The organism is Pseudomonas syringae pv. tagetis, from assembly GCF_022557255.1.
GTDB classification, from domain to species: Bacteria; Pseudomonadota; Gammaproteobacteria; order Pseudomonadales; family Pseudomonadaceae; genus Aquipseudomonas; species Aquipseudomonas caricapapayae.
Genome location: NZ_CP092923.1, coordinates 4,278,675 through 4,303,048, shown reverse-complemented (window position 1 = coordinate 4,303,048; position 24,374 = coordinate 4,278,675). Strand labels below are relative to the sequence as shown.

Sequence of the window (24,374 nt, the reverse complement as noted above, 5' to 3'; positions counted from 1 at the left end):
GTGCTGCAGTGACTTACAGGCTTTTTGCGCGGTAGCTGCAGCCGTGGATCAACGCTTGCAGACGGTGCAGGTCGAGGATTTCCACTTCGCGTCCGGAGATACTGACGATGTGCAGATTGCGTAGATTGGCGATGGCACGGCAGATGGTTTCAAGTCGTAGCCCGAGGTAGGAGCCGATGTCTTCTCGGGTCATGCGCAACACAAACGCTGTGGCTGAGTAGCCTCGGCTGGTCATTCGGCCTGACAGGTTGAGCAGGAACGCGGCCATGCGTTCTTCGGCATTGAGGTTGCCCAGGAGCAGCAACATCTCATGGTCGCGGACGATCTCTTTGCTCAGTGCGCGATTGAGGTTGTGTTGCAGAGAGGGCATTTCCCGAGACAGTCGTTCCAGATGGGTAAAACGAATAGGGCACACCTCGCTGTCTTCCAGCGCAATGGCATCGCACACATGGCGGTTGTCGCTGATTGCGTCACAGCCCAGCAATTCTCCCGACATCTGAAACCCGGTCAACTGGTCGCGCCCGTCCTGAGAAGAGATCGTTGTTTTGAAAAAACCGAAACGCACCGCGTACAGTGATCGCAACGGATCGCCCGCACGATAAAGCGCCGCGCCTTTCTTCACCTTGAACGGCTGAGGAATGATTGCGGACAAACGATCCGTGTCTGTATGGCTCATACCGACTGAAAGACACAGTTCCCGAACATTGCAACTTGAGCACTCTGCCGTGAGATATGAACCATTGATTGCTGCCAAATGGGCGGTCATGGCGTGCTCCCTGTTCAAACCAGCATAGGCGCGTCGAGAGTGCAGTGATAGCAGGCATTTCAAATGTGGATGAACGGGGCAGTGGGCGATTTTTGGCAGGGTTTGCCTCATCGTCGGGTCTGTCGTGGCTTTCTGATCCAGATCAATACCGCCGTGATTGCGACGATCAGACTGGCCCCGGTTGTTTGCATTGAGCAAGGTTTCGCTGGTGCGAACCCCAAGCCATTGACGGAGTGCTCCATGACGGATCGATCGCAGCCCTTGCTGCTGGTGCTCAATACCGGTTCCTCCAGCATCAAGTTCTCGTTATACAACGCTGCCGCGCCGGCCACGTCCGGGCCGCAGTGCCTGGGCAACGGCAGTTTCGAGGTGCGCAAGGACACCGAAAGGCTGATTTTCCAGAACACTGGCAGTGCTGCGCAAAAGCATGAGGAGTGGCCGCGTAACGATGCCTCGCCAGACAGCGGAACGTTATCCAATTTGCTGGACTGGATCGAACGTCACGCAGACGGGCAGATTTGCGCGGCAGCGCATCGTGTCGTGCATGGGGGCCGCCGCACGCAGGTGGCGGCGCGCGTCGATGCTGCGCTCATGGCCGACATGCAGGCGCTTGTTGCGCTTGCGCCCTTGCATCAGCCGTTGTGCCTGGCACCGATGAGTTACCTGAGCCGCGAGCACAGTGGGCTGGTGCAATTTGCCTGTTTCGATACCGCGTTTCACCACAGCCTGGACGCGCTTGAAACCGGTTTTGGCCTGCCTGCGTCTCTGACTGTGCAGGGCCTTCGGCGCTATGGCTTTCACGGTTTGTCTTACGAATACATTGCCAGCGTGCTCGCGCATTACGATCAGCGTGCAGCCGAAGGGCGGACGATCGTGGCGCATCTGGGCAATGGCGCAAGTTTGTGCGGTATGCACAACCGGGTCAGTCGCGGCACAACCATGGGCTTCAGCACCCTGGATGGTGTGCTGATGGGAACGCGCCCGGGTCGCCTGGACCCCGGCGTGCTGCTGTACCTGATGCGCGAGCACGGCATGAGTGCGCAGGCGTTAGAGCATTTGCTGTATCACGAATGCGGGCTATTGGGTGTTTCCGGCGGCATCTCCAGTGATATGCGCGAACTTTCTGCCAGCCAGGCTCCCGAGGCCCGAGAGGCCATCGCGCTGTTCGTACGCAGTGTGGTGCGCGAGATAGGCAGTCTGGCCGCCATTCTGGGCGGTGTCGATGCGCTGGTCTTTACCGGTGGCATCGGTGAGCACGCTACCGAGGTGCGCAACGCGATTCTTGACGGTTGCGCCTGGCTGGGCCTGAAGCGCGACAGGGCTGTAGCGACTCAGTCTGCGCCCCGGCTGACGCTCCCTGACAGTGCTGTTTCGGCCTGGACGATTGCCACCGATGAGAGCGCTGTCATCGCCCGCCATGCGCTCAAGCTGTTGCATAACTGCACCTGAATCCTTCCACGCCTTTTCATTCCTTTAAACCTGCGAGTCGCAAGGCTTGTGCATTGCACGCTATGGAGTCGCCATGTATCACTTCAATGCAACGCTTTCCAGCGCCGAACAATCGGATGCTGAATCGACCACGCAGCCTGAACGGCCGGGCAGCGAAGCAGGGCCGCTAAGCGCCGATCTGCTGTCACGTCTGCATCGTTACTGGAATGCCGCCAATTACCTGTGCGTCGGCCAGATCTACCTCAAAGCCAATGCGCTGCTGCGCGAGCCGTTATTGGCCGAGCACATCAAGCCTCGATTGCTGGGTCACTGGGGCACGTCGGTCGGGCAGAACTTTATTTATGTGCACCTCAATCGCTTGATCTGCGAGCGTCGGATCGAGACGATTTTCATCTCCGGCCCAGGTCACGGTGGCCCGACCATGAATGCCTGCGCCTGGCTCGAGGGCACTTACAGCGAGGTTCACCCCGACATCTCGTCCGATGAAGAGGGCATGCTGGGTTTCTTTCGTAGTTTTTCCACGCCTGGCGGCATCCCCAGCCATTGTGGTCCACATACGCCTAACTCAATGCATGAAGGTGGAGAGCTGGGCTATTCGCTGATGCACGCCTTTGGCGCTGCCTTCGACAACCCCCACCTGCTGGTCGCCTGCGTCATTGGTGACGGGGAAGCTGAAACCTGTCCGCTGGAAGGCAGCTGGAAAAGTGTTCACTTTCTCGACCCCCGTCGAGACGGTGCCGTGCTGCCGATCCTGCACCTCAATGGCTACAAGATTTCCGGGCCGACGGTCGAAGCGCGTTTGCCGGACGAGCAGTTGATCGAGCTGTATCGAGGGCGGGGGTATCAGCCCGTTATTGTCGCGGGGGATGACCTGCCAGGCATGCACCAGCGGTTTGCGGCCGCGCTCAATGCCTGTTACGACGAGATCCGCGCACAGCAGGCGCGCTCCAGAGCGGACGTGGGCGCTGCACGTGCGCGGTGGCCGATGATTATCCTGCGCAGCCCCAAGGGCTGGACCGGACCGAAAGTCGTGGACGGTGTACCGGTGGAAGGTACGTTCCGGGCTCATCAGGTGCCGTTGGCCAATGTCATCGGCAACCCGCAACACCTCCAGCAACTGGAACGCTGGATGCGCGGTTACTCGCCCGAGACGTTGTTCGATCAGAACGGCCGGTTGTTGCCTGAGCTTCAAGCGCTGACCCCGCCGCCTGCATTGCGCCTGGGCGCCGTGCCGAGTGTCAACGGTGGGCGCGTGCTGGTGGCGCTGGACCTGCCGAACTTCGCCGAATATGGTCTGGAGGTGCCAGGCCCCGGTCAGGTCATCGCCGAAGCACCGCGCCGGCTGGGCGAGTACCTGCGTGATGTGATGCGCAACAACCCGCATAACTTTCGTGTCTTCGGGCCAGACGAAACCAACTCCAACCGACTCAACGCCGTGTTCGAAGCCAGCAACCGCACTGCACCAGGACCATGCCTGGGGATTGACGATCACCTGACAAGCGATGGTCGGGTAATGGAGGTACTCAGTGAACACCTGTGTGAAGGGTGGCTGGAGGGCTACCTGCTCACCGGCCGGCATGGCATGTGGTCGACCTACGAAGCGTTCGCCCAGGTGGTCGACTCGATGGTTACCCAGCATGCCAAATGGCTGCAGCAAAGCCGCGAGTTTGCCTGGCGTCGTCCGCTGGCCTCACTCAATATCCTGATCAGCAGCCACGCCTGGCGTAACGACCACAACGGTTTCAGCCATCAGTCCACCGGGTTCGTCGACAACGTGTTACAACGCCGGGCCGACGTGGTGAGGGTGTATTACCCGCCGGATTCCAATTGCCTGGTCAATGTCTTCGACCACTGTCTGCGCAGCCGCAACTACGTAAACGTCGTGACCTGCGGCAAGCAGCCGGACTTTCAGTGGCTGGATTTCGACGCCGCACTTAAACACTGCTCCCAAGGTGCGTCGATCTGGAGTTTCGCAGGCAGTGACGACGGTGAGCAGCCGGATGTCGTGCTGGGCTGTGCCGGCGATGTACCCACCACCGAAGCAGTAGCCGCCGCCTGGTTGCTGCAAAAATACGTACCGGGTATTCGGGTAAGGCTGGTCAATGTTGTCGACCTCGGCATTTTAAGCGCACCTGAAGATCGGCCTCACGGTATGGACCATGTATCGTTCGAGGCCTTGTTTACCCGAGATGCGCCGGTAATGTTCGCCTTTCACGGTTCGACCTGGGTGATCCATTCCATGGTGCATGGTCGCGCCAACGAGGCACGCTTTCATGTCCGTGGTTTCAGTGATCGGGGTACCACCACGACACCATTCGACATGGTGGTGCTCAATCGTCTGAGCCGTTATCAACTGGCCATCGACGCATTGAGCCACGTACCGCGTTTACGTGCGCAGAGTCTGGATGCGGTGCATTTTTTCGAAAGTCAGTTACGCAAGCATCACACCTGGATACGCGAACACTTCGAAGACATGCCGGAGATTCGAAATTGGTGCTGGACGGCCGATTTCAGCGAATCGCAGACACCGCCGCAGCTGGCCAAGGGGCATACCCGAGGGCAAACGTTTACGGATGCATGAGCGGTTGCGTGAGCGAATGGCGCAGGAGTTGTTGCGCAACGGCGAGCGCCGTTTACAGGCGGGTGAGGGTCGGGGCAGTTTGCCCCCAGGTTGGTGTTGCCAACATGGGGGCAAGTCAGGCTTTGACGGTTACTGGCAAGCCTCACAATCCGGCTCGTCGATTGCGCACGCCTTTGGCACTGGGGCCGGGCCGGCAGGTGCGGCTTCGGTTGGACGCGGGGCGGTAATCGCCGAGTCGTCCGGGCCGTGGCCGCCGCTCGATACTGCGTTGAGCTTGCCGGTGTTGACGGTGGATTTCTCGGTGCTGGTCGCGGCCAGGGCACGGAGGTAGTAGGTGGTTTTCAGACCACGGTACCAGGCCATGCGGTAGGTCACGTCCAGCTTCTTGCCCGAGGCACCAGCGATGTACAGGTTCAGCGACTGAGCCTGATCGATCCACTTCTGACGACGGCTTGCCGCGTCGACGATCCACTTGGTGTCCACTTCGAAAGCCGTCGCGTAAAGCTCTTTGAGCTCCTGCGGGATGCGCTCGATCTGCTGCACCGAACCGTCGTAGTACTTCAGGTCGTTGATCATGACCGAGTCCCACAGGTCGCGGGCCTTGAGGTCGCGAACCAGGTACGGGTTGATCACGGTGAATTCGCCTGAAAGGTTCGATTTCACGTACAGGTTCTGGTAGGTCGGTTCGATCGACTGCGACACGCCGGTGATGTTGGCGATGGTGGCGGTCGGTGCGATGGCCATGATGTTCGAGTTACGGATACCTTTCTGCACACGGGCACGAACCGGTGCCCAGTCCAGGGTTTCCTTCAGGTCGACATCGATGTACTTCTCGCCACGCTGCTCGATCAGGATCTGTTGCGAATCCAGTGGCAGGATGCCTTTGGACCACAGCGAACCCTGGAACGTCTCGTAAGCACCGCGCTCGTCGGCCAGGTCGCAGGACGCCTGGATGGCGTAGTAGCTGACCGCCTCCATGGACGTGTCGGCGAACTGCACGGCAGCATCCGAACCGTACGGAATGTGTTGCAGGTACAGCGCGTCCTGGAAGCCCATGATGCCCAGGCCGACCGGACGGTGGCGCAGGTTGGAGTTCCTGGCTTGCGGCACGGAGTAGTAGTTGATGTCGATCACGTTATCGAGCATGCGCACTGCTACATCGACGGTGCGCTTGAGCTTGTCGGTGTCCAGCTTGCCGTTGACGATGTGGTTCGGCAGGTTGATCGAGCCCAGGTTGCAGACCGCGATCTCGTCCTTGTTGGTGTTCAGGGTGATCTCGGTGCACAGGTTCGAACTGTGAACCACGCCCACGTGCTGCTGCGGGCTGCGCAGGTTGCACGGGTCCTTGAAGGTCAGCCAAGGGTGGCCGGTTTCGAACAGCATCGAGAGCATCTTGCGCCACAGATCCTTGGCCTGGATGGTCTTGAACAGTTTGATCTTGCCCGGGTATTCGGTCAGCGCTTCGTAGTACTCGTAACGCTCCTGGAAGGCCTTGCCGGTCAGGTCGTGCAGGTCCGGCACTTCGGAGGGCGAGAACAGGGTCCACGGGCCGTCGTCGAAGACGCGCTTCATGAACAGGTCAGGGATCCAGTTGGCGGTGTTCATGTCGTGGGTACGACGGCGGTCATCACCGGTGTTCTTGCGCAGCTCGATGAACTCTTCGATGTCCATGTGCCAGGTTTCCAGGTAGGCACAGACAGCGCCCTTGCGCTTGCCGCCCTGGTTGACCGCAACGGCGGTGTCGTTGACCACTTTCAGGAACGGCACGACGCCTTGCGATTTGCCGTTGGTGCCCTTGATGTACGAGCCCAGCGCACGAACCGGCGTCCAGTCGTTGCCCAGACCGCCTGCGAATTTGGACAGCATGGCGTTGTCGTGGATCGCGTGGTAAATGCCTGACAGGTCATCCGGCACTGTGGTCAGGTAGCAGCTGGACAGCTGTGGACGCAGGGTGCCGGCGTTGAACAGTGTCGGGGTCGACGACATGTAGTCGAACGACGACAGCAGGTTGTAGAACTCGATGGCGCGGTCTTCACGGGCTTTCTCTTCGATTGCCAGGCCCATGGCCACGCGCATGAAGAAGATCTGCGGCAGTTCGAAGCGCACGCCATCCTTGTGGATGAAGTAACGGTCGTACAGGGTTTGCAGGCCCAGATAAGTGAACTGCTGATCACGCTCGTGATTGATCGCCTTGCCGAGTTTTTCGAGGTCGAAGTCGGCCAGCACAGGGTTGAGCAGTTCGAACTTGATGCCGGTGGCGACGTAGGCAGGCAGGGCCTTGGCGTACAGGTCGGCCATTTCGTGGTGGGTGGCGCTTTCGGCGACACCAAGGAAACCCAGGCCTTCGGCGCGCAGGGTGTCCATCAGCAGGCGGGCGGTGACGAACGAGTAGTTCGGCTCGCGCTCGACCAGGGTACGGGCGGTCATGACCAGCGCGGTATTGACGTCTTTCAGCGCCACGCCGTCGTAGAGGTTTTTCAGGGTTTCGGTCTGGATCAGGTTGGCGTCGACTTCGGCCAGCCCTTCACACGCTTCGGTAACGATGGTGTTCAGACGCCCCATGTCCAGTGGCGCAAAGCTGCCGTCGGCGAGGGTGATGCGGATGGACGGGTGAGCCTGAACCTGATCTTCGGGCGCACGAACGGCACGTTCCTTGGCGCGCGAATCACGGTAGATGACGTAGTCGCGAGCTACTTTCTGCTCGCCGGCACGCATCAGCGCCAGTTCGACCTGGTCCTGGATTTCTTCGATGTGAATGGTGCCGCCCGAAGGCATGCGACGCTTGAATGTGGCGCTGACCTGTTCGGTCAGGCGTGCAACGGTGTCGTGGATGCGCGACGAGGCAGCAGCATTGCCGCCCTCAACTGCAAGAAACGCCTTGGTGATGGCAACGGTGATCTTGTCATCCATGTAAGGAACGACAGTGCCGTTACGCTTGATCACGCGCAGTTGACCGGGAGCGGTGGCAGACAGATCCTGTGGGGTCTGGCTTGCCTGCGGCGCGCCGGTCGGCGAGTTCTCGCGAGTTGTGTCTGTTTGCATGTGTGACTCCACGTTCCTTTAAGTTTGTTCGGGCATTGCTGCCCACCGTTTCGTTTCGAGCAGTAAGTCGCAAAAGGCGACTCGAGGGCTCCAAAACGAAGGTGGAAGCGGGGTGTGCTGCCGCTTCCAGGTTTTGAAGCCAAAAAGGACCGGGCTGGGCCCGATCCTTTGAAAATCTGGTGAAGAATGCCGCTTCGATGTTGCAAAGCGTGTACGGGATGGCTCTGGCTCAAGCGCGAGCGGTTTGGGTGCCTAAACGGGCTTGAAGTTCAACCCCTCAGACGCAACAAAAATGCTTGAATTTCCCATTTGAGTTGTGCTGGTGTTTCTGCGAAAAACCCCACATGTAGGGTGTGTCTCGTCGCCGGGCTACAAGATAATGCGTTTTGGACATGAATTGCAACGCACCGCCTGTGGATAAAGTGTGTGTAGTTTGTGTATGAATCGCACACCATGCGTGTAGGCCGCATAACTACTGGATTGTGACCGTTTGTCACTGATTTCCGTAGGGGCGGGCGGCACGTGGCTGATTTTTGAGGGCGCGAACCCTATCACAAAAAAACGCTGCGACAAGGCCTGTCTGGCATGTGATGTGCTATGCCGCGATCCGTGTCGTGCGATGCGCCCGACGGTTGTTACACTGGCCTGCGACGCGGTGCCGCAACCCCTGCTTTTCAGAACAACAAGGGGGCGATGACAACAAGGGGAGATTGCTTTGGAGCCACACACCTGGCACGTGCTGATTGTCGAGGACGACCAGCGACTGGCCGAACTGACCAGCGATTATCTGCAAAACAACGGTCTGCGCGTCAGCATCGAAGGCAATGGCGCGCTGGCAGCGGCGCGGATCGTCGATGAGCAGCCGGATCTGGTGATTCTCGACCTGATGCTGCCCGGCGAGGACGGTTTCAGCATTTGCCGCACGGCGCGTGACCTTTACGACGGGCCGATCCTGATGCTCACCGCGCGCACCGATGACACCGATCACATTCAGGGCCTCGATACCGGGGCTGACGACTTCGTCTGCAAACCGGTGCATCCCCGCGTGCTGCTGGCGCGCATTCATGCCTTGCTGCGCCGGAGCGAGGCGCCGCAGGTCCCGGCAGCAGAGCTGCGGCGTCTGGTGTTCGGGCCGCTGGTGGTGGACAACGCACTGCGCGAGGCCTGGTTGTGCGAGCAGAGCATCGAGCTGACCGGTGCCGAGTTCGATCTGCTGTGGCTGTTGGTGGCCAACGCTGGGCGCACGCTGTCCCGCGAAGAGATCTTCACTGCACTGCGGGGTGTGGGTTACGACGGCCAGGACCGCTCTATCGATGTACGTATCTCGCGTATCCGTCCGAAAATCGGTGACGACCCCATCCACCCGCGTCTGATCAAGACCGTGCGCAGCAAGGGCTATCTGTTTGTGCCCGAAGCCGCGCAGGACATGAGCGGCAACGTGTTCAGCGGCTGACCTGATGAACTCGATCTTCCTGCGAATCTACGGCGGCATGCTCGGCGTGCTGGTGCTGGTCGCGCTGCTCGGCGTGCTGGCCCTGCATGTGCTCAATCAGTCACGCGGCGAGCAATACCGTGAGCGCCTGGCCCACGGCACTTTTACAGTGATGGCCGATAACCTGCTGTCGCTCGACGACATCGAGCGCCGCCGCGCCCTGGCGATCTGGGAGCGATTGTTGGGCATTCCCCTGAGTTTGCAACGTATCGAGCAGGCCCGGCTGGACAGTGGCGCGCGTGGTCGGCTGGCGCGCGGGCAGGTGGTGGTTGAACAGATCGGCCCACACGCCGCCAGGGTTTATCGTCAGTTGAGCGACAAAGAGCCGCTGTTGCTGACCGGCGAAGTGCAGCAGATCACCGAGCAACTGGCGCGAGCGACTATCTACCTGCTGATCGATGAGCTGGTGCGCTTTCCGGTCGATGAGCAACCGGCGCGCCTGCAAGCCCTGCGCATCGACAAAGGGTTCGGTTTCGACCTGCATCTGCTGGCGCTGGATCAGGCCGATCTGGACGATGACCAGCGCCGCCGTATTTATGAAGGCGATACGGTGATGGCGCTGGGCAAGGGCGGTGATTCGATCCGCGTGCTGGCCGGGATTGTCGACACCAACTGGGTGCTGGAGATCGGTCCGCTGTACCAGATGAACCCTTATCCACTGCATTGGCTGCTATTGATTGCCTTGATGGGCCTGTGCCTGATCGGTCTGGTGGTGTATTTGCTGGTACGCCGTCTGGAGCGGCGGGTGCTGGAGCTGGAGGCCGCCGCGACGCAGATTGCTCAGGGCAGCCTGCAAACCCGAGTGCCCACCGAGGGTTCCGACTCGGTAGGGCGGGTGGCGGCTGCCTTCAACAGCATGGCCGAGAACCTGCAGCGTTCGTTGATGATCCAGCGCGAATTGGTGCGTGCGGTGTCTCACGAGCTGCGCACGCCGGTGGCGCGCCTGCGTTTCGGTCTGGAGATGGTCAGCGACGCCACCACCCCCGAGGCGCGGCTCAAGTACATGCGCGGTATGGACAGCGATATTCAGGACCTCGACAAGCTGGTCGATGAAATGCTCACGTACGCGCGCCTGGAGCAAGGCGCGCCGACCCTGAATTTCCAGCGTGTCGATCTGCAGGCGCTGATCGATCAGGTAATCGCCGAGGTCGCACCCTTGCGTGCCGATGTGCGGGTGTCGCGGGGCGAATGCCTGGCCGCTGAAGAGGATGAGGCTGCCTGGGTCGAGGCCGAGCCCCGATACTTGCACCGGGCGGTGCAGAACCTCGTCAGCAATGCACTGCGTCACGCAGAGAACGAGGTGCGTATCAGCTACCGGCTGGACGCGCAGCAGTGCCGTATCGACGTGGACGACGACGGCCCCGGCGTTCCGGAAGACGCATGGGAGCAGATTTTCACGCCGTTCATGCGCATCGATGACAGCCGCACCCGAGCCTCGGGTGGGCACGGGCTGGGCCTGTCGATTGTGCGGCGGATCATCCATTGGCATGAAGGCCGCGCGCTGATCGGGCGTAGCGAGAGCCTGGGCGGTGCGTGTTTCAGCCTGTCCTGGCCGCGTACGCAGGTGCCGCGTTGAGTGCGCAACTGTTCAGTGGCCCGTTCGAGCGCTTCGGGCAGACGCTGCTGGCCGTAGAGGATCCACGCCCGGTCGTGGCGTTGCCCGATCTGCTACGCCGCGAGCGCCTCGATCAATTACTGCTGACGCTGTACGGGCCACAACTGATGGCCGGTCAACTGCCGGTGCTGGTGTCACAGTGGGCCAAGTTTTATTTCATGCAACTGATTCCTCCGGTGCTGGTTGGCAGCCTGGTGCACGGTTGGCATTGGCCGCTACGGCTTGATCAGGTAGCACTGGCGCTGGATGAGCGTGGCGTGCCGACCGGCGTCAGGCTGACGGAACAGGGAGAGGTCTGGCGAGACAGTCCGGTGGAACCGTTTCAGCGGTTTGCCGGGTTGCTCGATCACAACCTGCAGCCGTTTATTGCTGCATTGAGCGCTTATGGCGGGCTGGCCGACAGGGTGTTGTGGGTCTGCGCCGGGGATTATCTGGAAAAGGGCCTTGTTCAATTGGCCGCTTGCAGCGATGTACCACTGGCCACAGGGCTGGCGCTGTTAAGCGAGAGAAAAAGACCGGATGGACGCGCCAATCCTCTTTTTCAGGCAGTGCGTTATATCCCACAGGCGCAGGGCGACGAACTGCGCAGGCAGCGACGTGTATGCTGCCTGAGTCATCGAGTCGAGTGGGTCGGGCGGTGCGAGCATTGTCCGCTGCCCGGCTGATCAGCCTTCGACGGCGACCAGGCTGAGCAGATGATCGCCCAGCACACTGAACTGACCGTCGAGTTTCTTGCCTGCATGCCATTCGCGGGACAGGTCGATCAGCAGCTGTAGCCGGGCGCTGCCATCGGCGGACCACTCCAGCAGTTGTGCGTCTTCAAAGTAGAAGCGCTTTTGCACGATAGGGTAAAGCGCCTTGAACAGCGCCTCCTTGATCGAAAAGGTCAGGGTCACGCGTAACGCCACCTGATCCTGCGGGCCTGCTGCCATGTCGGCCAGCTCGGCAGCCGTCAGGATTTCCCCGGCCAGCCGCGAGGCGCGGTCATGGCTCAGCAGGTTCTCCGTGTCCAGCCCCAGCCCGCGCCATTGTGGCTTGTGCGCAACCACAGCAGCGGCCCAGCCGGTGCTGTGGGTAATCGACCCGCAGACATCAGTCGGCCATACCGGCGCACGGTCTTCGCCCAGGGACGGGGTATGTTGACGCCCGTCCAGCTGGCGCAGGGCTTTGCGAGCGCAGAGCCGACCGGCGAGAAATTCAGCCTGGCGCTTGGCGACAGAACGCTGAATGCTCGCAGGCGTTTGCACCGCACAGCGCTGAAAATCACCCTCAACCAGCTTGTGCGGATCAAAACGCCCACTGACCAGCACCACACCCGGCAGTGCATGCGGCAACGGCCAGTGCTGGACGAGTTCGGGACAGCAGGCGGGAAGATCGGCTAATTGAGTCATGGCGGCATTTTGCCGGGGGAACGGGTTTGAGGGAAGGGCACTGGTAACATCCGCGCCCTCTTCAACTATCGTGCGACGCTTTGCGTCGCATGTCTTTCCAGACGCTCTGCGTCCTCTTGACGACGCAGAGCGTCGAGACCTGCATTCCCACGCTGGAGCGTGCGGAACGATAACCTGACTATCGTGCGACGCTCTGCGTCGCATGTCTTTCCAGACGCTCTGCGTCCTCTTGACGACGCAGAGCGTCGAGACTGCATTCCCATGCTGGAGCGTGTGGAACGATAAACCTGACTATCGTGCGACGCTCTGCGTCGCATGCCTTTCCAGACGCTCTGCGTCCTCTTGACGACGCAGAGCGTCGAGACTGCATTCCCATGCTGGAGCGTGTGGAACGATAAACCTGACTATCGTGCGACGCTCTGCGTCGCATGCCTTTCCGGACGCTCTGCGTCCTCTTGACGACGCAGAGCGTCGAGACTGCATTCCCACGCTGGAGCGTGCGGAACGATAACCTGACTATCGTGCGACGCTCTGCGTCGCATGCCTTTCCGGACGCTCTGCGTCCTCTTGACGACGCAGAGCGTCGAGACTGCATTCCCACGCTGGAGCGTGTGGAACGATAACCTGACTATCGTGCGACGCTCTGCGTCGCATGTCTTTCCGGACGCTCTGCGTCCTCTTTGCCAGGTAGCGCAAAAAACTGGTCACACTTTCATCATTTCCACCCAATCAGTCGGGATGTACCGTTCGTGCCCTGATGATTCAAGGACGAACTCATGGGCCGAAGCCGATACACCATCACCGAACCTGAAAAGCCTCACTTCCTGACCTGCACAGTGGTGGAGTGGTTGCCGCTTTTTACCCGGCCTGCTTTGGTGGACGTTCTGTTGAACGCATGGCGCTACCAACAGGTTAATCAAGGACTGCAGCTCTTCGGTTATGTCGTCCTGGAAAACCATTTGCACTTCGTGGCCCAAGCGCCCGCTCTGGACAAATGTGTAAGCAGTTTCAAGTCGTTTACGGCTCGACGGATAATCGAAGCACTTGAGAACGCCAATGCTGAGAGCACGTTGGAGCGTCTGCGGTTCGTCAAGCGCCTGCACAAGAGTGACAGGGTTTATCAGGTCTGGCAGGAAGGAGCACACGCCGAGCTTGTATGGAATGAAAAGGTTATGCGGCAGAAGCTCGATTACATTCACCACAACCCGGTAAAGAGGGGTTATGTGGATGTCGGCGAGCATTGGAGATACTCCAGCGCTCGCGACTATGAGGGGCAGCGCGGTTTGATAGACATTCAGCGCTGGTATTAACGAATTGTTGCGACGCAGAGCGTGCGGAACGAAATCTCAACTATCGTGCGACGCTCCGTGCAGAAGGAGTATCTGACGCTCAACCAAATATCTTCTTGAAAAACACCTGCATGTCCGACCAGGAGCTCTGGTCGGCAGCCTTGTTGTAACCGATGTCCGGACCGCCGTGTTCGCCATGGCTCAGGCGGTCGGCGTCGGGGTTGGTGAAGCCGTGTTTGGCGTCGTCGATGCTGACGAATGTGTAGTCGGCCTTGGCGTCGTCCATTTCCTTTTTGAACGCAGTGACGTTTTCAGGCGTGACCATGCTGTCTTTGGCACCATGCTCGACCAGCATCGGCACTTTGATGCCCGGTTTGGCCGGGGTGTTGGTCACCAGTGCGCCGTGAAAACTCACCACGCCCAGCAACGGCTCGCCGCGTCGGGCCGCATCGAGCACGATCTTGCCGCCAAAACAGTAGCCGACCGCTGCAATCTTTTTCGCGTCGGTCTGCGGCTGCTTCTTCAATTGCTCCAGCCCGGCGTCAAAGCGCTTGTTGGCAGCATCGCTGTCCTTCAGCGCGGCCTGCATGAAGGCCATCGCGTCTTTCGGATGCTCGGTGTTCTTGCCTTCGCCGTACATGTCGATGGCCATCGCGCTATATCCCAATGCAGCCAGATCGCGGGCGCGGCGCTTGGCGTAGTCGTTCAGCCCCCACCACTCATGAACCACCAGCACACCAGGCCGCGGCCCCTTTATGGCGTCGTCGTAAGCGTAGTAACCCACCAGCTTTGTACCGTCGGCACTTTTGTAATCGATCTGCTCAGTCTTGATCGCCGCCTGGGCGAGGCCGGTCAGGCCCATCATGATCATTGCAATCCACACACGCATGGTCAGCTCCTTATTGGTGTTTTGAAGTGGCAACAACGATAGCCGATTCTGTTACGCCTCGTATGGATGAGTGTTCAGCGCCGGTTCATGCCGTGTTCAGTCGGGGTTCAGCCCGGCGCGATTACTGTTGAACCGTACCTTGACAGCGTCCCCGAGCGTAAAAGGAGTCGATATGTTGAATCTCAACAAGTTTTTCCTGGCCTTGGCTTTTCTGGGTGGCAGTGCGGCGGTACAGGCTGGCGATGGCCGGCTTGACGTGCCCCGTATCGAGTTCGGCAAGACCAGCGAAAGGCTCGACGATGCCAACGGCTGGGGGCACGCGCTGGGGGAACAGGCGCATGCCAATGTCTCGATGGGCACGCTTTATTCACCGCCGGTTTACGGCACCGTGACGGGGACTCACAATGGCGTGCCTGTCAGCCGCGAAATCCTGCTGGGCAGCTATGATGTGACACAACATGTGCCCGTCAGCGCCCGCCTGTTGAGTACTGATGCGACGATGTCGTTTCATTCTTTGTCTTGAGGCTGCGATTGTGCCTGGGAGAGCTGCATGAAGTTGTTGGTAGTTGAGGATGAAGCGCTGCTGCGTCATCACTTGCGAACCCGTCTGACCGAAGCGGGCCATGTGGTTGAGGCGGTGGCCAACGCTGAGGAAGCGTTGTATCAGGTCACGCAATTCAATCACGACCTGGCGGTGATCGATCTGGGCTTGCCGGGCATCGGCGGGCTGGACCTGATTCGGCAGTTGCGCACAGTGGGCAAGGCGTTTCCGATTCTGATCCTGACCGCACGCGGCAACTGGCAGGACAAGGTCGAAGGGCTGGCGGCCGGCGCTGACGACTACGTGGTCAAACCCTTCCAGTTCGAAGAGCTGGAAGCACGGCTTAACGCCTTGTTGCGGCGTTCCAGCGGCTTCATTCAGTCCACCATCACGGCTGGTCCGCTGTTGCTGGACCTCAATCGCAAGCATGCCGCCCTGGCCGAGCAACCATTGGCGCTGACCGCTTACGAATACCGCATCCTCGAATACCTGATGCTCCATCATCAGCAAGTGGTGCCCAAAGAGCGCCTGATGGAGCAACTGTACCCCGATGACGACGAGCGCGACCCGAACGTGATCGAAGTACTGGTCGGTCGTCTGCGCCGCAAACTTGACAGCAATGTGGCCTTCAAACCTATCGAAACCGTGCGCGGCATGGGCTATCTGTTCAACGAGCGCTGTACGTGATTCGTTCGCTTCGCCTGCGCCTGATGCTGGGCGCCGCCACTCTGGCGGTGATCTTCATGCTTCTGATGTTGCCTGCTCTGCAGGGGGCGTTCAGCCTGGCGCTGCGCGGGGCGATAGAGCAACGCCTGGCTTCCGACGTGACCACCATGATTTCGGCGGCGCGCGTCGAAGACGATCATCTATTGATGCCGTCCGTGCTGCCGGGCGAACAGTTCAACCTGCCGGGCAGCCGTCTGCTCGGCTACATCTATAACCGCCAGGGGCAGATGGTCTGGCGCTCACTGTCCACCGAAGGCGAGAACATCGACTACCGCCCGCAATATGACGGGCAGGGCAGCGAGTTCACCAAGATCAAGGAAATCAATGGCGATGAGTATTTCGTCTACGACGTCGAGATCCGGCTGCTCGGCGGGCGCAATGCCGCGTTCAGTATCGTCGCCGTGCAGCCCTTGCGTGGCTATCAGGAAACCATCGACGGTTTGCGCCGCAAGCTCTATCTGGGCTTTGGCGCCGCACTGGCGGTGCTGCTCGGGTTGCTGTGGATGGGCCTGACCTGGGGGTTGCGTGCCTTGCGCGGCTTGAGTCAGGAACTGGATCAGGTGGAAGCCGGCGTGCGCGACAGCCTGAGCGAAGAGCATCCCAGCGAATTGCTGCGCCTGACCGACTCGCTGAACCGACTGCTGCGCAGCGAGCGTGAGCAGCGGATTCGTTACCGCGACTCCCTGGATGATCTGGCCCACAGCCTGAAAACACCGCTGGCGGTATTGCAAGGCGTGAGCGAGAACATCGCCAAGCGCCCAGAGGATGTCGAACAGGCGTGGGTGTTGCAATCGCAGATCGAACGCATGAGTCAGCAGATCGGCTATCAGTTGCAACGGGCCAGCCTGCGCAAGAGCGGTCTGGTGCGGCACCATGTCATGCTGCGGCCCGTGGTCGAAAGCCTGTGCAACACGCTGGACAAGGTGTATCGAGACAAACAGGTCAAGGCCACGCTGGACCTGCCGGAACATTGTCAGGTGCACATGGAGGAGGGCGCGCTGCTGGAAATGCTCGGCAACCTGCTGGAAAACGCCTATCGGCTATGCCTGAGCGAAGTACGCGTCAGCTTTACCCGCTCAGCGGACGGCGATGAACTGTGCATCGAAGACGACGGCCCCGGCGTCCCGCAGAGCCAGCGGGCGCGCATCCTGGAGCGCGGCGAACGGCTGGACCGGCAGAACCCCGGACAGGGCATTGGTCTGGCGGTGGTCAAGGACATCATCGAAAGCTACGGCGCGCAACTGACGCTGGGCGATTCCCCGCTGGGCGGCGCGGCGTTCAGGATTCATTTTCTGGCGCAGTGAGGGTCAAACGCTGGACCTGTGGACGTAATGCCCACCGATTCAAGATCGGACGCAGAGCGTCCAGAGCGGTATGCCGACGCGGATCGTCGCACGATAATAACCGCGCTCTAGCGTGGAATGCAGTCCTTGACGCTCTGCGTCACAGGTTCGCGCCACGCCTTATATCTCTTCTGTCCGCTTCAAGAAGGCGGATACCCGCCACTGAGCGCCTGTTTTTCTCACCATACGGCGGAAAACCGCCACGTCTTTCCTGGTTTCCGACTACCGTTACCCGTTCGCGCCTTGTAATGCGGGGTTTTGATGGCTATTTGATTCTATGGCACGCCTATTGCTATCTACTTGGCAGAGGTCTGCCTTGCGCAGCTCGACAAAACAAATCCCTCCAGTGCAGGAGGGTTAGCGCTTTATAGGCTCGCGTGCATCAGGTGAAGATGCCGACGACGCCCTTGAGGAAAACTGCAATGACGACTCGTCAGCCCATCTACAAATCCCTCTATTTTCAGGTAATCGTTGCGATTGTCATCGGTATCCTGATCGGTCACTTCTATCCTGATACCGGCAAGGCTCTGAAGCCGCTGGGTGACGGGTTTATCAAACTGATCAAGATGGTTATCGCTCCGATCATTTTCTGTACTGTTGTCAGCGGCATCGCCGGCATGCAGAACATGAAGTCGGTCGGCAAGACCGGCGGTTATGCGCTGTTGTACTTCGAGATCGTTTCGACCATCGCCCTGCTGATCGGTCTGATCGTGGTCAACGTCGTTCAGCCGGGTGCCGGCATGAACATCGACGTCAGCACGCTCGACGCGTCGAAGATCGCCGCTTACGTTACAGCCGGTCAGGACCAGAGCATCGTCGGCTTCATCCTTAACGTGATTCCGAACACCATCGTCGGCGCCTTTGCCAACGGCGATATCCTGCAGGTCCTGATGTTCTCGGTGATCTTCGGCTTCGCGCTGCATCGCCTGGGTTCGTACGGCAAGCCGGTTCTGGACTTCATCGATCGCTTCGCTCACGTCATGTTCAACATCATCAACATGATCATGAAGCTGGCACCTATCGGTGCGTTCGGTGCAATGGCCTTCACCATCGGCGCTTACGGCGTAAGCTCGCTGGTGCAGCTGGGTCAGTTGATGATCTGCTTCTACATCACATGCGCCCTGTTCGTGGCGCTGGTGCTGGGTGCCATCTGCCGCGCGCACGGTTTCAGCGTCTTCAAGCTGATTCGCTACATCCGTGAGGAGCTGCTGATCGTTCTGGGTACGTCCTCCTCGGAATCGGCCCTGCCACGCATGCTGATCAAGATGGAGCGTCTGGGTGCCAAGAAGTCCGTCGTGGGCTTGGTTATCCCGACTGGCTACTCGTTCAACCTGGACGGTACTTCCATCTACCTGACCATGGCTGCCGTGTTCATCGCCCAGGCGACCAACACCCACATGGACATCACTCACCAGATCACCTTGCTGCTGGTGCTGCTGTTGTCGTCCAAAGGTGCTGCTGGCGTAACCGGTAGCGGCTTCATCGTGCTGGCCGCCACCCTGTCGGCTGTTGGCCACCTGCCGGTTGCCGGTCTGGCGCTGATTCTGGGTATTGACCGCTTCATGTCCGAAGCCCGCGCGCTGACCAACCTGGTGGGTAACGCTGTTGCAACAGTTGTGGTTGCCAAGTGGGTCGGCGAGCTGGACACCGACAAGCTGCAATCCGAACTGGCTTCCGGTGGCAGTGCCATCCTGGAAACCCGTCCTGAAGACGACCTCGGCGTTGCCGAAGGCCCGACTCCAGCCAATGCTGTGAATACAACTAAAACGGTCTGATTGACCATCGGCCATGAAAAAACCCATCTTCGGATGGGTTTTTTTATATCTGCAGCTTTGTCGGGGATTATTCGGTACGCGTCTCGCCGCTATACACCAGCGTTTCACGGCAGCGGCGGCACAGGTAGCGTCGCCCTTTGCGGACCATGCCGTGGCGTTGTGCCGAGAACGGAAAGTCACTGTCCGGGCAAGGGCAACGGTAGATGTAGCGGATCACACTGCGCCGCTTGACGGCATAGGTGTGACAGCGATTGGGCGGCAGTTCATAGACGCCGCGCATGATCAATTGCCACTCTTCGCCATGCGGCTGGATACTGCCACCAAACAACTGGTGGGCAATCAGATGCGCCACTTCGTGTGGCACGGTCTGGCGCAGGAAATCTTCGGCGTTTTCCTTGTACAACTGTGGATTGAAGCGCAGCAGGTTTTCGTGCAGGTGAGCCACACCGGCTTTCTGGCCGCGCAACCGGAAACTGACCACTGGGCGTTTGAAGGTGCGCTTGAAGAAGGCTTCGGCTTGTTGGTAGCAGGTTTCGACGCGTGAATTGAGTTGTTCGGGCATGCTTTAGGGTTCTCCAGTGCGTCAAGTATGCCGCAATGTGGCTACGCTCTGAAAATGCCGACCGCCCGGTGGTCGTTTTTGATCAGGCGTTGTTGCCTGACGAAACAGCACCAGCGCAGCATATTTAACCCACGGTCGGTTACAGGTAAAATGTCCGGCTTTTCTCAAGCTACCGTCAGCGGATATTTCCATAAATGGGCACCCTTTCAGTCAATCAGAACAAACTGCAGAAACGTCTGCGTCGGCTGGCCGGCGAGGCGGTTGCCAACTTCAACATGATCGAAGAGGGTGACAAGGTCATGGTCTGCCTGTCCGGTGGCAAGGACAGTTACACCATGCTCGATGTGCTGATGCATCTGCAGAAGGTCGCGCCAATCAAATTCGACATCGTGGCCGTCAACATGGACCAGAAGCAGCCTGGCTTTCCCGAGCACGTGCTGCCTGCCTACCTGAAAGAGCTGGGTATCGAGTACCACATCGTCGAAAAAGACACGTACTCGGTCGTCAAGGAGCTGATCCCCGAAGGCAAGACGACCTGTTCGCTGTGCTCTCGGTTGCGTCGTGGCACGCTGTATACCTTCGCCGATGAAATAGGCGCTACCAAAATGGCATTGGGGCACCACCGCGACGACATCGTCGAGACATTCTTCCTCAATATGTTTTTCAATGGCTCGCTCAAGGCCATGCCACCCAAGCTGCGTGCCGATGACGGCCGCAACGTGGTGATTCGTCCGTTGGCCTACTGCCACGAAAAGGACATTCAGGCGTATTCGGACTTCAAACAGTTTCCGATCATCCCGTGCAACCTTTGCGGCTCTCAGGAGAATCTGCAGCGTCAGGTGGTCAAGGACATGCTGCAGGACTGGGAGCGCAAGACGCCGGGTCGCACCGAAAGCATTTTCCGCGCTCTGCAGAACGTGCAGCCTTCACAATTGGCCGACCGCAACCTGTTCGACTTCAGCAACCTGCGCATCGACGAAACCGCTGCGTCGCGGTTCGTCAATGTGGTCAACCTCTGATAGAAGTCAGTGGTTGACCGTGAAGGCCAGCATCGCTGACAGCTGGCACATCGGTCGACCGCTTTCTGCGTGCCACTGGTTGAATACACCCTGCACGATGGCCTGATCGCGTTTGCTGGTCGGCACACGGTCGACGATATCCTGCGCGTTCAGCGCGGCCACTACGTCCCAGGTCGGAATGAAGGTGTCCTTGCCGACCATGCGCAGAAACCGCGGTGCCGAAAGACCGCCCATCTGGTTGCCGTGCTTGGCGAGGTACTGCCACAGGCCGGTAATGTCATCGACCGGCCATTGGGCGATGAACTTCCCGAAGCTGCCGTGCTCCTGTTCGATGTCCAGAATCAGTTGCGCATTACGCGGCACGCTCTTGAGTTTGCCCAGATGACGGATGATGCGCGCATCCTGCATCAGCCGCTCCAGGTGATCGGCCCCCATCAGCACGACTTTTTCCGGATCGAAGCGAAAGAAGACTTCCTCGAAGGCCGGCCATTTAGCGTCCACCAGACTGTGTTTCAGGCCTGCACGAAAGACACGCAGGGCCATGGTCGACAGGTAGCGGTCGGCGCTGATGGCTTGCAGTTGTTTCGGTGTCTTCGGGGAGGGCAGGTGGGCTTCCAGTGCTTTGGCGGAGCCGAATCGATTCAGGCAATACTCGTTCAGCCATTTGTAGTCTTGCATCGGTTCTCCAAAGAAATTCGACAGGCAGGTCAAGGGTTCAGACCGACCCTTGCGCTGCAAGTTTGCGATTTAACTGAAAGCGTCTGACCTGCCCTGACGATTCAACTGCGCGGTGTGTCCAGCTGCAATGCGGTTTTTGCCAGACGCTGGCCCAGTGCACGGCACAGGTCGGTTTCATGGCGGTCGAGCGCACGCTTGCCATCGGCACCGGCATGATGACTGGCACCATAGGGTGTGCCGCCGCCTGTGGTTTCCAGCAGCGCCGATTCGCTGTAAGGCAGGCCCATGATCAGCATGCCGTGGTGCAACAACGGCAGCAGCATGGACATCAGCGTGGTTTCCTGACCGCCGTGCAGGCTGGCGGTGGAGGTGAAAACGCCTGCGGGTTTGCCCACCAGCGCGCCGGTCAGCCACAGGTTGCTGGTGCCGTCGAGAAAGTATTTCAGCGGAGCGGCCATGTTGCCGAAGCGGGTCGGGCTGCCGAGTGCCAGACCCGAGCAGTTTTTCAGGTCGTCGAGGGTCGCGTACAGCGCGCCGTTTTCCGGAATGTCGGGGGCCGTCGCTTCGCAGTCCGCGGAAACGGCGGGCACGGTGCGCAAGCGCGCTTCCATGCCGCCCAGTTCAATACCGCGGGCAATCTGCCGGGCCATTTCGCTGGTGGAGCCATTGCGGCTGTAATAGAGGACCAGAATGTAGGGTGTGCTCACGGCAGCAGCTCCAGAATGTTCTCGGGTGGGCGGCCAATAACAGCCTTGTCGCCTGCGACCAGAATCGGCCGTTCGATCAGTTTGGGGTGGGCGGCCATGGCGGTGATCAGTTGCTCGTCGCTCAGGCTCGGGTCGGCCAGATCGAGTTGCTTGTAATCATCTTCGCCGGTGCGCAGCAGTTGCCTGGCACCGATGCCCAGTTTGCCGAGCAGGTCGCGCAAACGGTCTGCGTCGGGCGGGGTTTCCAGGTACAGGACGATGTCGGGCGTCAGGCCGCGGGCCTGAAGAAGTTCCAGCGCGCCGCGGGATTTGCTGCAGCGCGGGTTGTGATACAGCGTCAGATCGGTCATTTGCACGTCGCATCTCGTGTGGGGTGGCGTATTCTAACCAGCGATGGCACTGTCCGACATATCGAATGGTCAATAGTCGTAGCGTGGGTATAAGTAATTGAAGGTTGAACGGGGCGAGGAAGGAAACAGATGGCAAGGCGATTAACAGCAGCAATGATACTTTTCGGCAGCTTGCTGCTCAGCGGATGCGGTGTGGACCTGGGTACTGACCAGAACGGCCAGAAAGTGGCCAGCGAGCGAATCAAGGGGCATTGGCTGGTGGTTAACTACTGGGCTGAGTGGTGTGGCCCGTGCCGTACCGAAGTCCCTGAATTCAATGCATTGTCCGAGCAGCTCAAGGACAGGAAGGTCACTGTGCTGGGGGTCAACTTCGACAACCTGCAGGGCGATGAGCTGAAAAACGCTGCCAACGCGCTGGGCATCAAGTTCACCGTGCTTGCGCAAGACCCTGCCGAGCAATACAGCCTGCCGCCTTCCGAAGCGCTGCCGGTCACTTACATCATCGACGACAAGGGCAAGATGCGCGAACAACTGCTCGGCGAGCAATCGGCCGCGACCGTGATCCAGAAGCTCAAGACACTGCGCGGCGAGGGCTGATTGCGATGCTCCGCGACCGATCTTGACTACGCGGCGTAGCGCACACTTGTGACGCAGAGCGTCACGCACTGCATGCCGACGCGGAGCGTCGGCACGATAATCAAAATCTTAGTCACTGCCAACGAAGTGCTTTTCAACCGCGATGGCACAAACGACGCAGAGTGCGACGTAAGTGACGGCTGAGTCCTGGCGCTGATCCGGGGGTAGCCTGGCAGGACGCCAGGCTAGCCGCACCGGGCCATGGATGGCCCGTTGCGGCGACCCGCGGATCAGTGACAGGACGAAGGAACCCGACGCAGTCGGGCCGGAAACGGAGCGGGGGGTTTGGTTACTTTGGCCCCATCAAAGTAACTCGCCGAGGAGCGAAAAGCTGACCCGAGTCGAACCCCAGTCCACCTGACACCACAGAACCGCTTTGTGACGCAGAGCGTCACGAACTGCATTCCGACGCGGAGCGTCGGAACGATAGTCATCTACCTGACACCACAGAACCGCCGTGTGACGCAGAGCGTCACGAACTGCATTCCGACGCGGAGCGTCGGAACGATAGTCATCTAACTGACATCGCAGAGCCACTGTGTGACGCAGCGTCACGAACTGCGTGTCCAGGCGGAGCGCAGGCACGATAGCCATCTCAAAATCGCAAGCGTCAGCTATCTTCCAGCCAGAAACGCAGCGGCTTGCCCTGAGCAGGCCACAAGCGCAGTTGCTCGATGGGCGAAATGTCCCAGCGTTGCACACTGCTGATGGCTTTGATAAAGCGCTGCTCTTGCTCCATCAGCGCGGGGGCGCACATCTTGCGGGTCTTGCCCACCGGGCCGATGCTGATACTGTGGTCGTTCAGCGTATAAGGCGCGAACCAGTGGTTGCAGCCTGCATTGCCATACGCTCGGCCATCGGCACCCAGGGTCATGGTCAGGTGACTGTTGTCGATCAGCGGACGTTCGCCGATCCATTCCATTACGTAGCTGTGGTCCTGGCGGATCGGCAGCGGGTCAGCGGTACAACCGGCCAGCAGCGCGCCGCCGATCAGGCTCAGGAGCGCAAACTGTTTCATGCCGCTTGCTCCTGGCACTTCTTGCACAAGTGCTTCTCGCCTTCGGTTTTCCAGCCCAGTTCCGCGATACGCGCAATGGCCGCGGGTTTCTGCGCCTTGACGCCCAGCTTGCTCTCTACCATGAATTCGAAGTTCAGTTCGGCGGCGCAGCTGTCGCAATTCACTTTCCACTGATGAATCGCCAGCTCGTCGAATACCGGGCCCTTGGCCACTGCAATCCACTGGCCGGGCGGGTTGATCAGGTGCCGGACTTTCTCGACTGTCAGGCGCATGTGCAGGCTTTTGCTGCCCTTGATGGTCACCAGCAGCTGGTCACTGTCATGAATCGAGCCGCCGTTGCCGGTGACCTGATATCGACCGGGGGCCAAGGTCCGGCATTCGGTCAATGTGTGCTGCGGGTTGAGCATGCTGTAGCGAAAATCGTGTTCGACCATGGGTCCTCCAAAATTGCGCGCATCCTATCACGCTCCGCGCCGATCGTTTCCTGGCGTGAGGCTATGACTGT

General features: G+C 59.7%; 22 protein-coding genes. 12 read left to right on the top strand and 10 right to left on the bottom strand.

Annotated elements, in window-relative coordinates; translation table 11 throughout:
* Window positions 1-13: 13 nt before the first annotated feature.
* Window positions 14-766, bottom strand: coding sequence for a helix-turn-helix domain-containing protein (locus MME58_RS19125; protein WP_054987132.1), 753 nt, complete (start codon window positions 764-766; stop codon window positions 14-16).
* Between the two features lie 240 nt (window positions 767-1,006).
* Here MME58_RS19125 and MME58_RS19120 point away from each other — a divergent pair, with 240 nt between their 5' ends.
* Window positions 1,007-2,215: an acetate/propionate family kinase gene (locus MME58_RS19120; RefSeq protein ID WP_055004850.1), complete on the top strand. Its 1,209-nt coding sequence runs from the start codon at window positions 1,007-1,009 to the stop codon at window positions 2,213-2,215.
* A gap of 73 nt (window positions 2,216-2,288) precedes the next feature.
* Entirely contained in the window at window positions 2,289-4,796 is a 2,508-nt protein-coding gene (locus tag MME58_RS19115; RefSeq protein WP_055004836.1) for a phosphoketolase family protein, read from the top strand.
* Between the two features lie 129 nt (window positions 4,797-4,925).
* Here MME58_RS19115 and MME58_RS19110 read toward each other — a convergent pair whose 3' ends face one another.
* A complete protein-coding gene (locus MME58_RS19110) occupies window positions 4,926-7,838 on the bottom strand; it encodes a ribonucleoside-diphosphate reductase subunit alpha (RefSeq protein ID WP_054987130.1) in 2,913 nt (970 codons plus the stop codon).
* Window positions 7,839-8,547: 709 nt separating this feature from the next.
* Here MME58_RS19110 and MME58_RS19105 point away from each other — a divergent pair.
* The 3 genes from MME58_RS19105 to fhuF are packed head-to-tail and all read left to right on the top strand — an operon-like array spanning window position 8,548 to window position 11,610.
* Complete coding sequence (locus MME58_RS19105) at window positions 8,548-9,291, top strand: winged helix-turn-helix domain-containing protein (RefSeq protein ID WP_082427017.1); 744 nt, start codon at window positions 8,548-8,550, stop codon at window positions 9,289-9,291.
* A gap of 4 nt (window positions 9,292-9,295) precedes the next feature.
* Window positions 9,296-10,906 (top strand): ATP-binding protein, encoded by a 1,611-nt coding sequence (locus tag MME58_RS19100; RefSeq protein ID WP_055004834.1) that lies wholly within the window; start codon window positions 9,296-9,298, stop codon window positions 10,904-10,906.
* Window positions 10,864-11,610: a siderophore-iron reductase FhuF gene (fhuF, locus tag MME58_RS19095; protein ID WP_055004833.1), complete on the top strand. Its 747-nt coding sequence runs from the start codon at window positions 10,864-10,866 to the stop codon at window positions 11,608-11,610. Before MME58_RS19100 ends, fhuF begins: the two co-directional genes overlap by 43 nt.
* Here the strand turns inward: fhuF and MME58_RS19090 are convergent, their stop codons facing one another.
* The gene (locus MME58_RS19090; RefSeq protein ID WP_054983988.1) at window positions 11,611-12,336 is read right to left on the bottom strand and encodes a 4'-phosphopantetheinyl transferase family protein; all 726 of its coding nucleotides are present in this window, start codon (window positions 12,334-12,336) and stop codon (window positions 11,611-11,613) included.
* 776 nt (window positions 12,337-13,112) lie between these two features.
* Here MME58_RS19090 and MME58_RS19085 point away from each other — a divergent pair.
* A complete protein-coding gene (locus tag MME58_RS19085) occupies window positions 13,113-13,646 on the top strand; it encodes an REP-associated tyrosine transposase (protein ID WP_054983987.1) in 534 nt (177 codons plus the stop codon).
* A gap of 79 nt (window positions 13,647-13,725) precedes the next feature.
* On the opposite strand, the gene MME58_RS19080 is transcribed toward MME58_RS19085, so the two are convergent.
* Complete coding sequence (locus tag MME58_RS19080) at window positions 13,726-14,514, bottom strand: dienelactone hydrolase family protein (protein ID WP_054983986.1); 789 nt, start codon at window positions 14,512-14,514, stop codon at window positions 13,726-13,728.
* A gap of 172 nt (window positions 14,515-14,686) precedes the next feature.
* Here MME58_RS19080 and MME58_RS19075 point away from each other — a divergent pair, with 172 nt between their 5' ends.
* The 4 genes from MME58_RS19075 to MME58_RS19060 all read left to right on the top strand — a co-directional run bounded on the left by MME58_RS19075 (window position 14,687) and on the right by MME58_RS19060 (window position 18,899).
* A complete protein-coding gene (locus tag MME58_RS19075) occupies window positions 14,687-15,037 on the top strand; it encodes a hypothetical protein (RefSeq protein WP_054983985.1) in 351 nt (116 codons plus the stop codon).
* Between the two features lie 27 nt (window positions 15,038-15,064).
* Window positions 15,065-15,742, top strand: a complete 678-nt coding sequence (locus MME58_RS19070; protein WP_002554629.1) for a response regulator — start codon at window positions 15,065-15,067, stop codon at window positions 15,740-15,742.
* Window positions 15,739-17,085 carry an ATP-binding protein gene (locus MME58_RS19065; RefSeq protein WP_054983984.1) on the top strand — a complete coding sequence of 449 codons (1,347 nt, stop codon included), beginning with the start codon at window positions 15,739-15,741 and terminating at the stop codon, window positions 17,083-17,085. The genes MME58_RS19070 and MME58_RS19065 overlap by 4 nt, the downstream gene beginning before the upstream one ends.
* Window positions 17,086-17,546: 461 nt before the next feature.
* The gene (locus MME58_RS19060) at window positions 17,547-18,899 is read left to right on the top strand and encodes a dicarboxylate/amino acid:cation symporter (protein WP_054983983.1); all 1,353 of its coding nucleotides are present in this window, start codon (window positions 17,547-17,549) and stop codon (window positions 18,897-18,899) included.
* A gap of 67 nt (window positions 18,900-18,966) precedes the next feature.
* On the opposite strand, the gene MME58_RS19055 is transcribed toward MME58_RS19060, so the two are convergent.
* Window positions 18,967-19,461: a SprT family zinc-dependent metalloprotease gene (locus MME58_RS19055; RefSeq protein ID WP_054983982.1), complete on the bottom strand. Its 495-nt coding sequence runs from the start codon at window positions 19,459-19,461 to the stop codon at window positions 18,967-18,969.
* Between the two features lie 194 nt (window positions 19,462-19,655).
* On the opposite strand from MME58_RS19055, the gene ttcA reads away from it, so the two are divergent.
* On the top strand, window positions 19,656-20,480 hold the full coding sequence (gene ttcA / locus MME58_RS19050; protein WP_055004832.1) for a tRNA 2-thiocytidine(32) synthetase TtcA: 825 nt from the start codon (window positions 19,656-19,658) through the stop codon (window positions 20,478-20,480).
* 6 nt (window positions 20,481-20,486) lie between these two features.
* Here ttcA and MME58_RS19045 read toward each other — a convergent pair whose 3' ends face one another.
* From MME58_RS19045 to arsC, 3 genes are all read right to left on the bottom strand, one after another.
* Window positions 20,487-21,158, bottom strand: coding sequence for a DNA-3-methyladenine glycosylase I (locus MME58_RS19045; RefSeq protein ID WP_054983980.1), 672 nt, complete (start codon window positions 21,156-21,158; stop codon window positions 20,487-20,489).
* A gap of 101 nt (window positions 21,159-21,259) precedes the next feature.
* Entirely contained in the window at window positions 21,260-21,865 is a 606-nt protein-coding gene (wrbA, locus tag MME58_RS19040; protein ID WP_054983979.1) for an NAD(P)H:quinone oxidoreductase, read from the bottom strand.
* Window positions 21,862-22,215 carry an arsenate reductase (glutaredoxin) gene (arsC, locus tag MME58_RS19035; RefSeq protein WP_054983978.1) on the bottom strand — a complete coding sequence of 118 codons (354 nt, stop codon included), beginning with the start codon at window positions 22,213-22,215 and terminating at the stop codon, window positions 21,862-21,864. Before arsC ends, wrbA begins: the two co-directional genes overlap by 4 nt.
* Before the next feature lie 129 nt (window positions 22,216-22,344).
* Between arsC and MME58_RS19030 the strand changes: the two genes are divergently transcribed.
* Complete coding sequence (locus MME58_RS19030; protein WP_055004831.1) at window positions 22,345-22,812, top strand: TlpA disulfide reductase family protein; 468 nt, start codon at window positions 22,345-22,347, stop codon at window positions 22,810-22,812.
* A gap of 649 nt (window positions 22,813-23,461) precedes the next feature.
* On the opposite strand, the gene MME58_RS19025 is transcribed toward MME58_RS19030, so the two are convergent.
* Both MME58_RS19025 and MME58_RS19020 read right to left on the bottom strand, forming a co-directional pair.
* A complete protein-coding gene (locus tag MME58_RS19025; RefSeq protein WP_055006455.1) occupies window positions 23,462-23,869 on the bottom strand; it encodes an META domain-containing protein in 408 nt (135 codons plus the stop codon).
* Window positions 23,866-24,303 carry a hypothetical protein gene (locus MME58_RS19020; RefSeq protein WP_055006454.1) on the bottom strand — a complete coding sequence of 146 codons (438 nt, stop codon included), beginning with the start codon at window positions 24,301-24,303 and terminating at the stop codon, window positions 23,866-23,868. Before MME58_RS19020 ends, MME58_RS19025 begins: the two co-directional genes overlap by 4 nt.
* Between the last annotated feature and the right edge of the window lie 71 nt (window positions 24,304-24,374).

Bases quoted from the DNA above. Each gene is read 5' to 3' on its own strand.
- MME58_RS19125 (WP_054987132.1), bottom strand. From the start codon at position 766: ATGACCGCCCATTTGGCAGCAATCAATGGTTCATATCTCACGGCAGAG.
- MME58_RS19120 (WP_055004850.1), top strand. From the start codon at position 1,007: ATGACGGATCGATCGCAGCCCTTGCTGCTGGTGCTCAATACCGGTTCC.
- MME58_RS19115 (WP_055004836.1), top strand. From the start codon at position 2,289: ATGTATCACTTCAATGCAACGCTTTCCAGCGCCGAACAATCGGATGCT.
- MME58_RS19110 (WP_054987130.1), bottom strand. From the start codon at position 7,838: ATGCAAACAGACACAACTCGCGAGAACTCGCCGACCGGCGCGCCGCAG.
- MME58_RS19100 (WP_055004834.1), top strand. From the start codon at position 9,296: ATGAACTCGATCTTCCTGCGAATCTACGGCGGCATGCTCGGCGTGCTG.
- MME58_RS19090 (WP_054983988.1), bottom strand. From the start codon at position 12,336: ATGACTCAATTAGCCGATCTTCCCGCCTGCTGTCCCGAACTCGTCCAG.
- MME58_RS19085 (WP_054983987.1), top strand. From the start codon at position 13,113: ATGGGCCGAAGCCGATACACCATCACCGAACCTGAAAAGCCTCACTTC.
- MME58_RS19080 (WP_054983986.1), bottom strand. From the start codon at position 14,514: ATGCGTGTGTGGATTGCAATGATCATGATGGGCCTGACCGGCCTCGCC.
- MME58_RS19075 (WP_054983985.1), top strand. From the start codon at position 14,687: ATGTTGAATCTCAACAAGTTTTTCCTGGCCTTGGCTTTTCTGGGTGGC.
- MME58_RS19070 (WP_002554629.1), top strand. From the start codon at position 15,065: ATGAAGTTGTTGGTAGTTGAGGATGAAGCGCTGCTGCGTCATCACTTG.
- MME58_RS19060 (WP_054983983.1), top strand. From the start codon at position 17,547: ATGACGACTCGTCAGCCCATCTACAAATCCCTCTATTTTCAGGTAATC.
- MME58_RS19055 (WP_054983982.1), bottom strand. From the start codon at position 19,461: ATGCCCGAACAACTCAATTCACGCGTCGAAACCTGCTACCAACAAGCC.
- ttcA (WP_055004832.1), top strand. From the start codon at position 19,656: ATGGGCACCCTTTCAGTCAATCAGAACAAACTGCAGAAACGTCTGCGT.
- MME58_RS19045 (WP_054983980.1), bottom strand. From the start codon at position 21,158: ATGCAAGACTACAAATGGCTGAACGAGTATTGCCTGAATCGATTCGGC.
- arsC (WP_054983978.1), bottom strand. From the start codon at position 22,215: ATGACCGATCTGACGCTGTATCACAACCCGCGCTGCAGCAAATCCCGC.
- MME58_RS19030 (WP_055004831.1), top strand. From the start codon at position 22,345: ATGGCAAGGCGATTAACAGCAGCAATGATACTTTTCGGCAGCTTGCTG.
- MME58_RS19025 (WP_055006455.1), bottom strand. From the start codon at position 23,869: ATGAAACAGTTTGCGCTCCTGAGCCTGATCGGCGGCGCGCTGCTGGCC.
- MME58_RS19020 (WP_055006454.1), bottom strand. From the start codon at position 24,303: ATGGTCGAACACGATTTTCGCTACAGCATGCTCAACCCGCAGCACACA.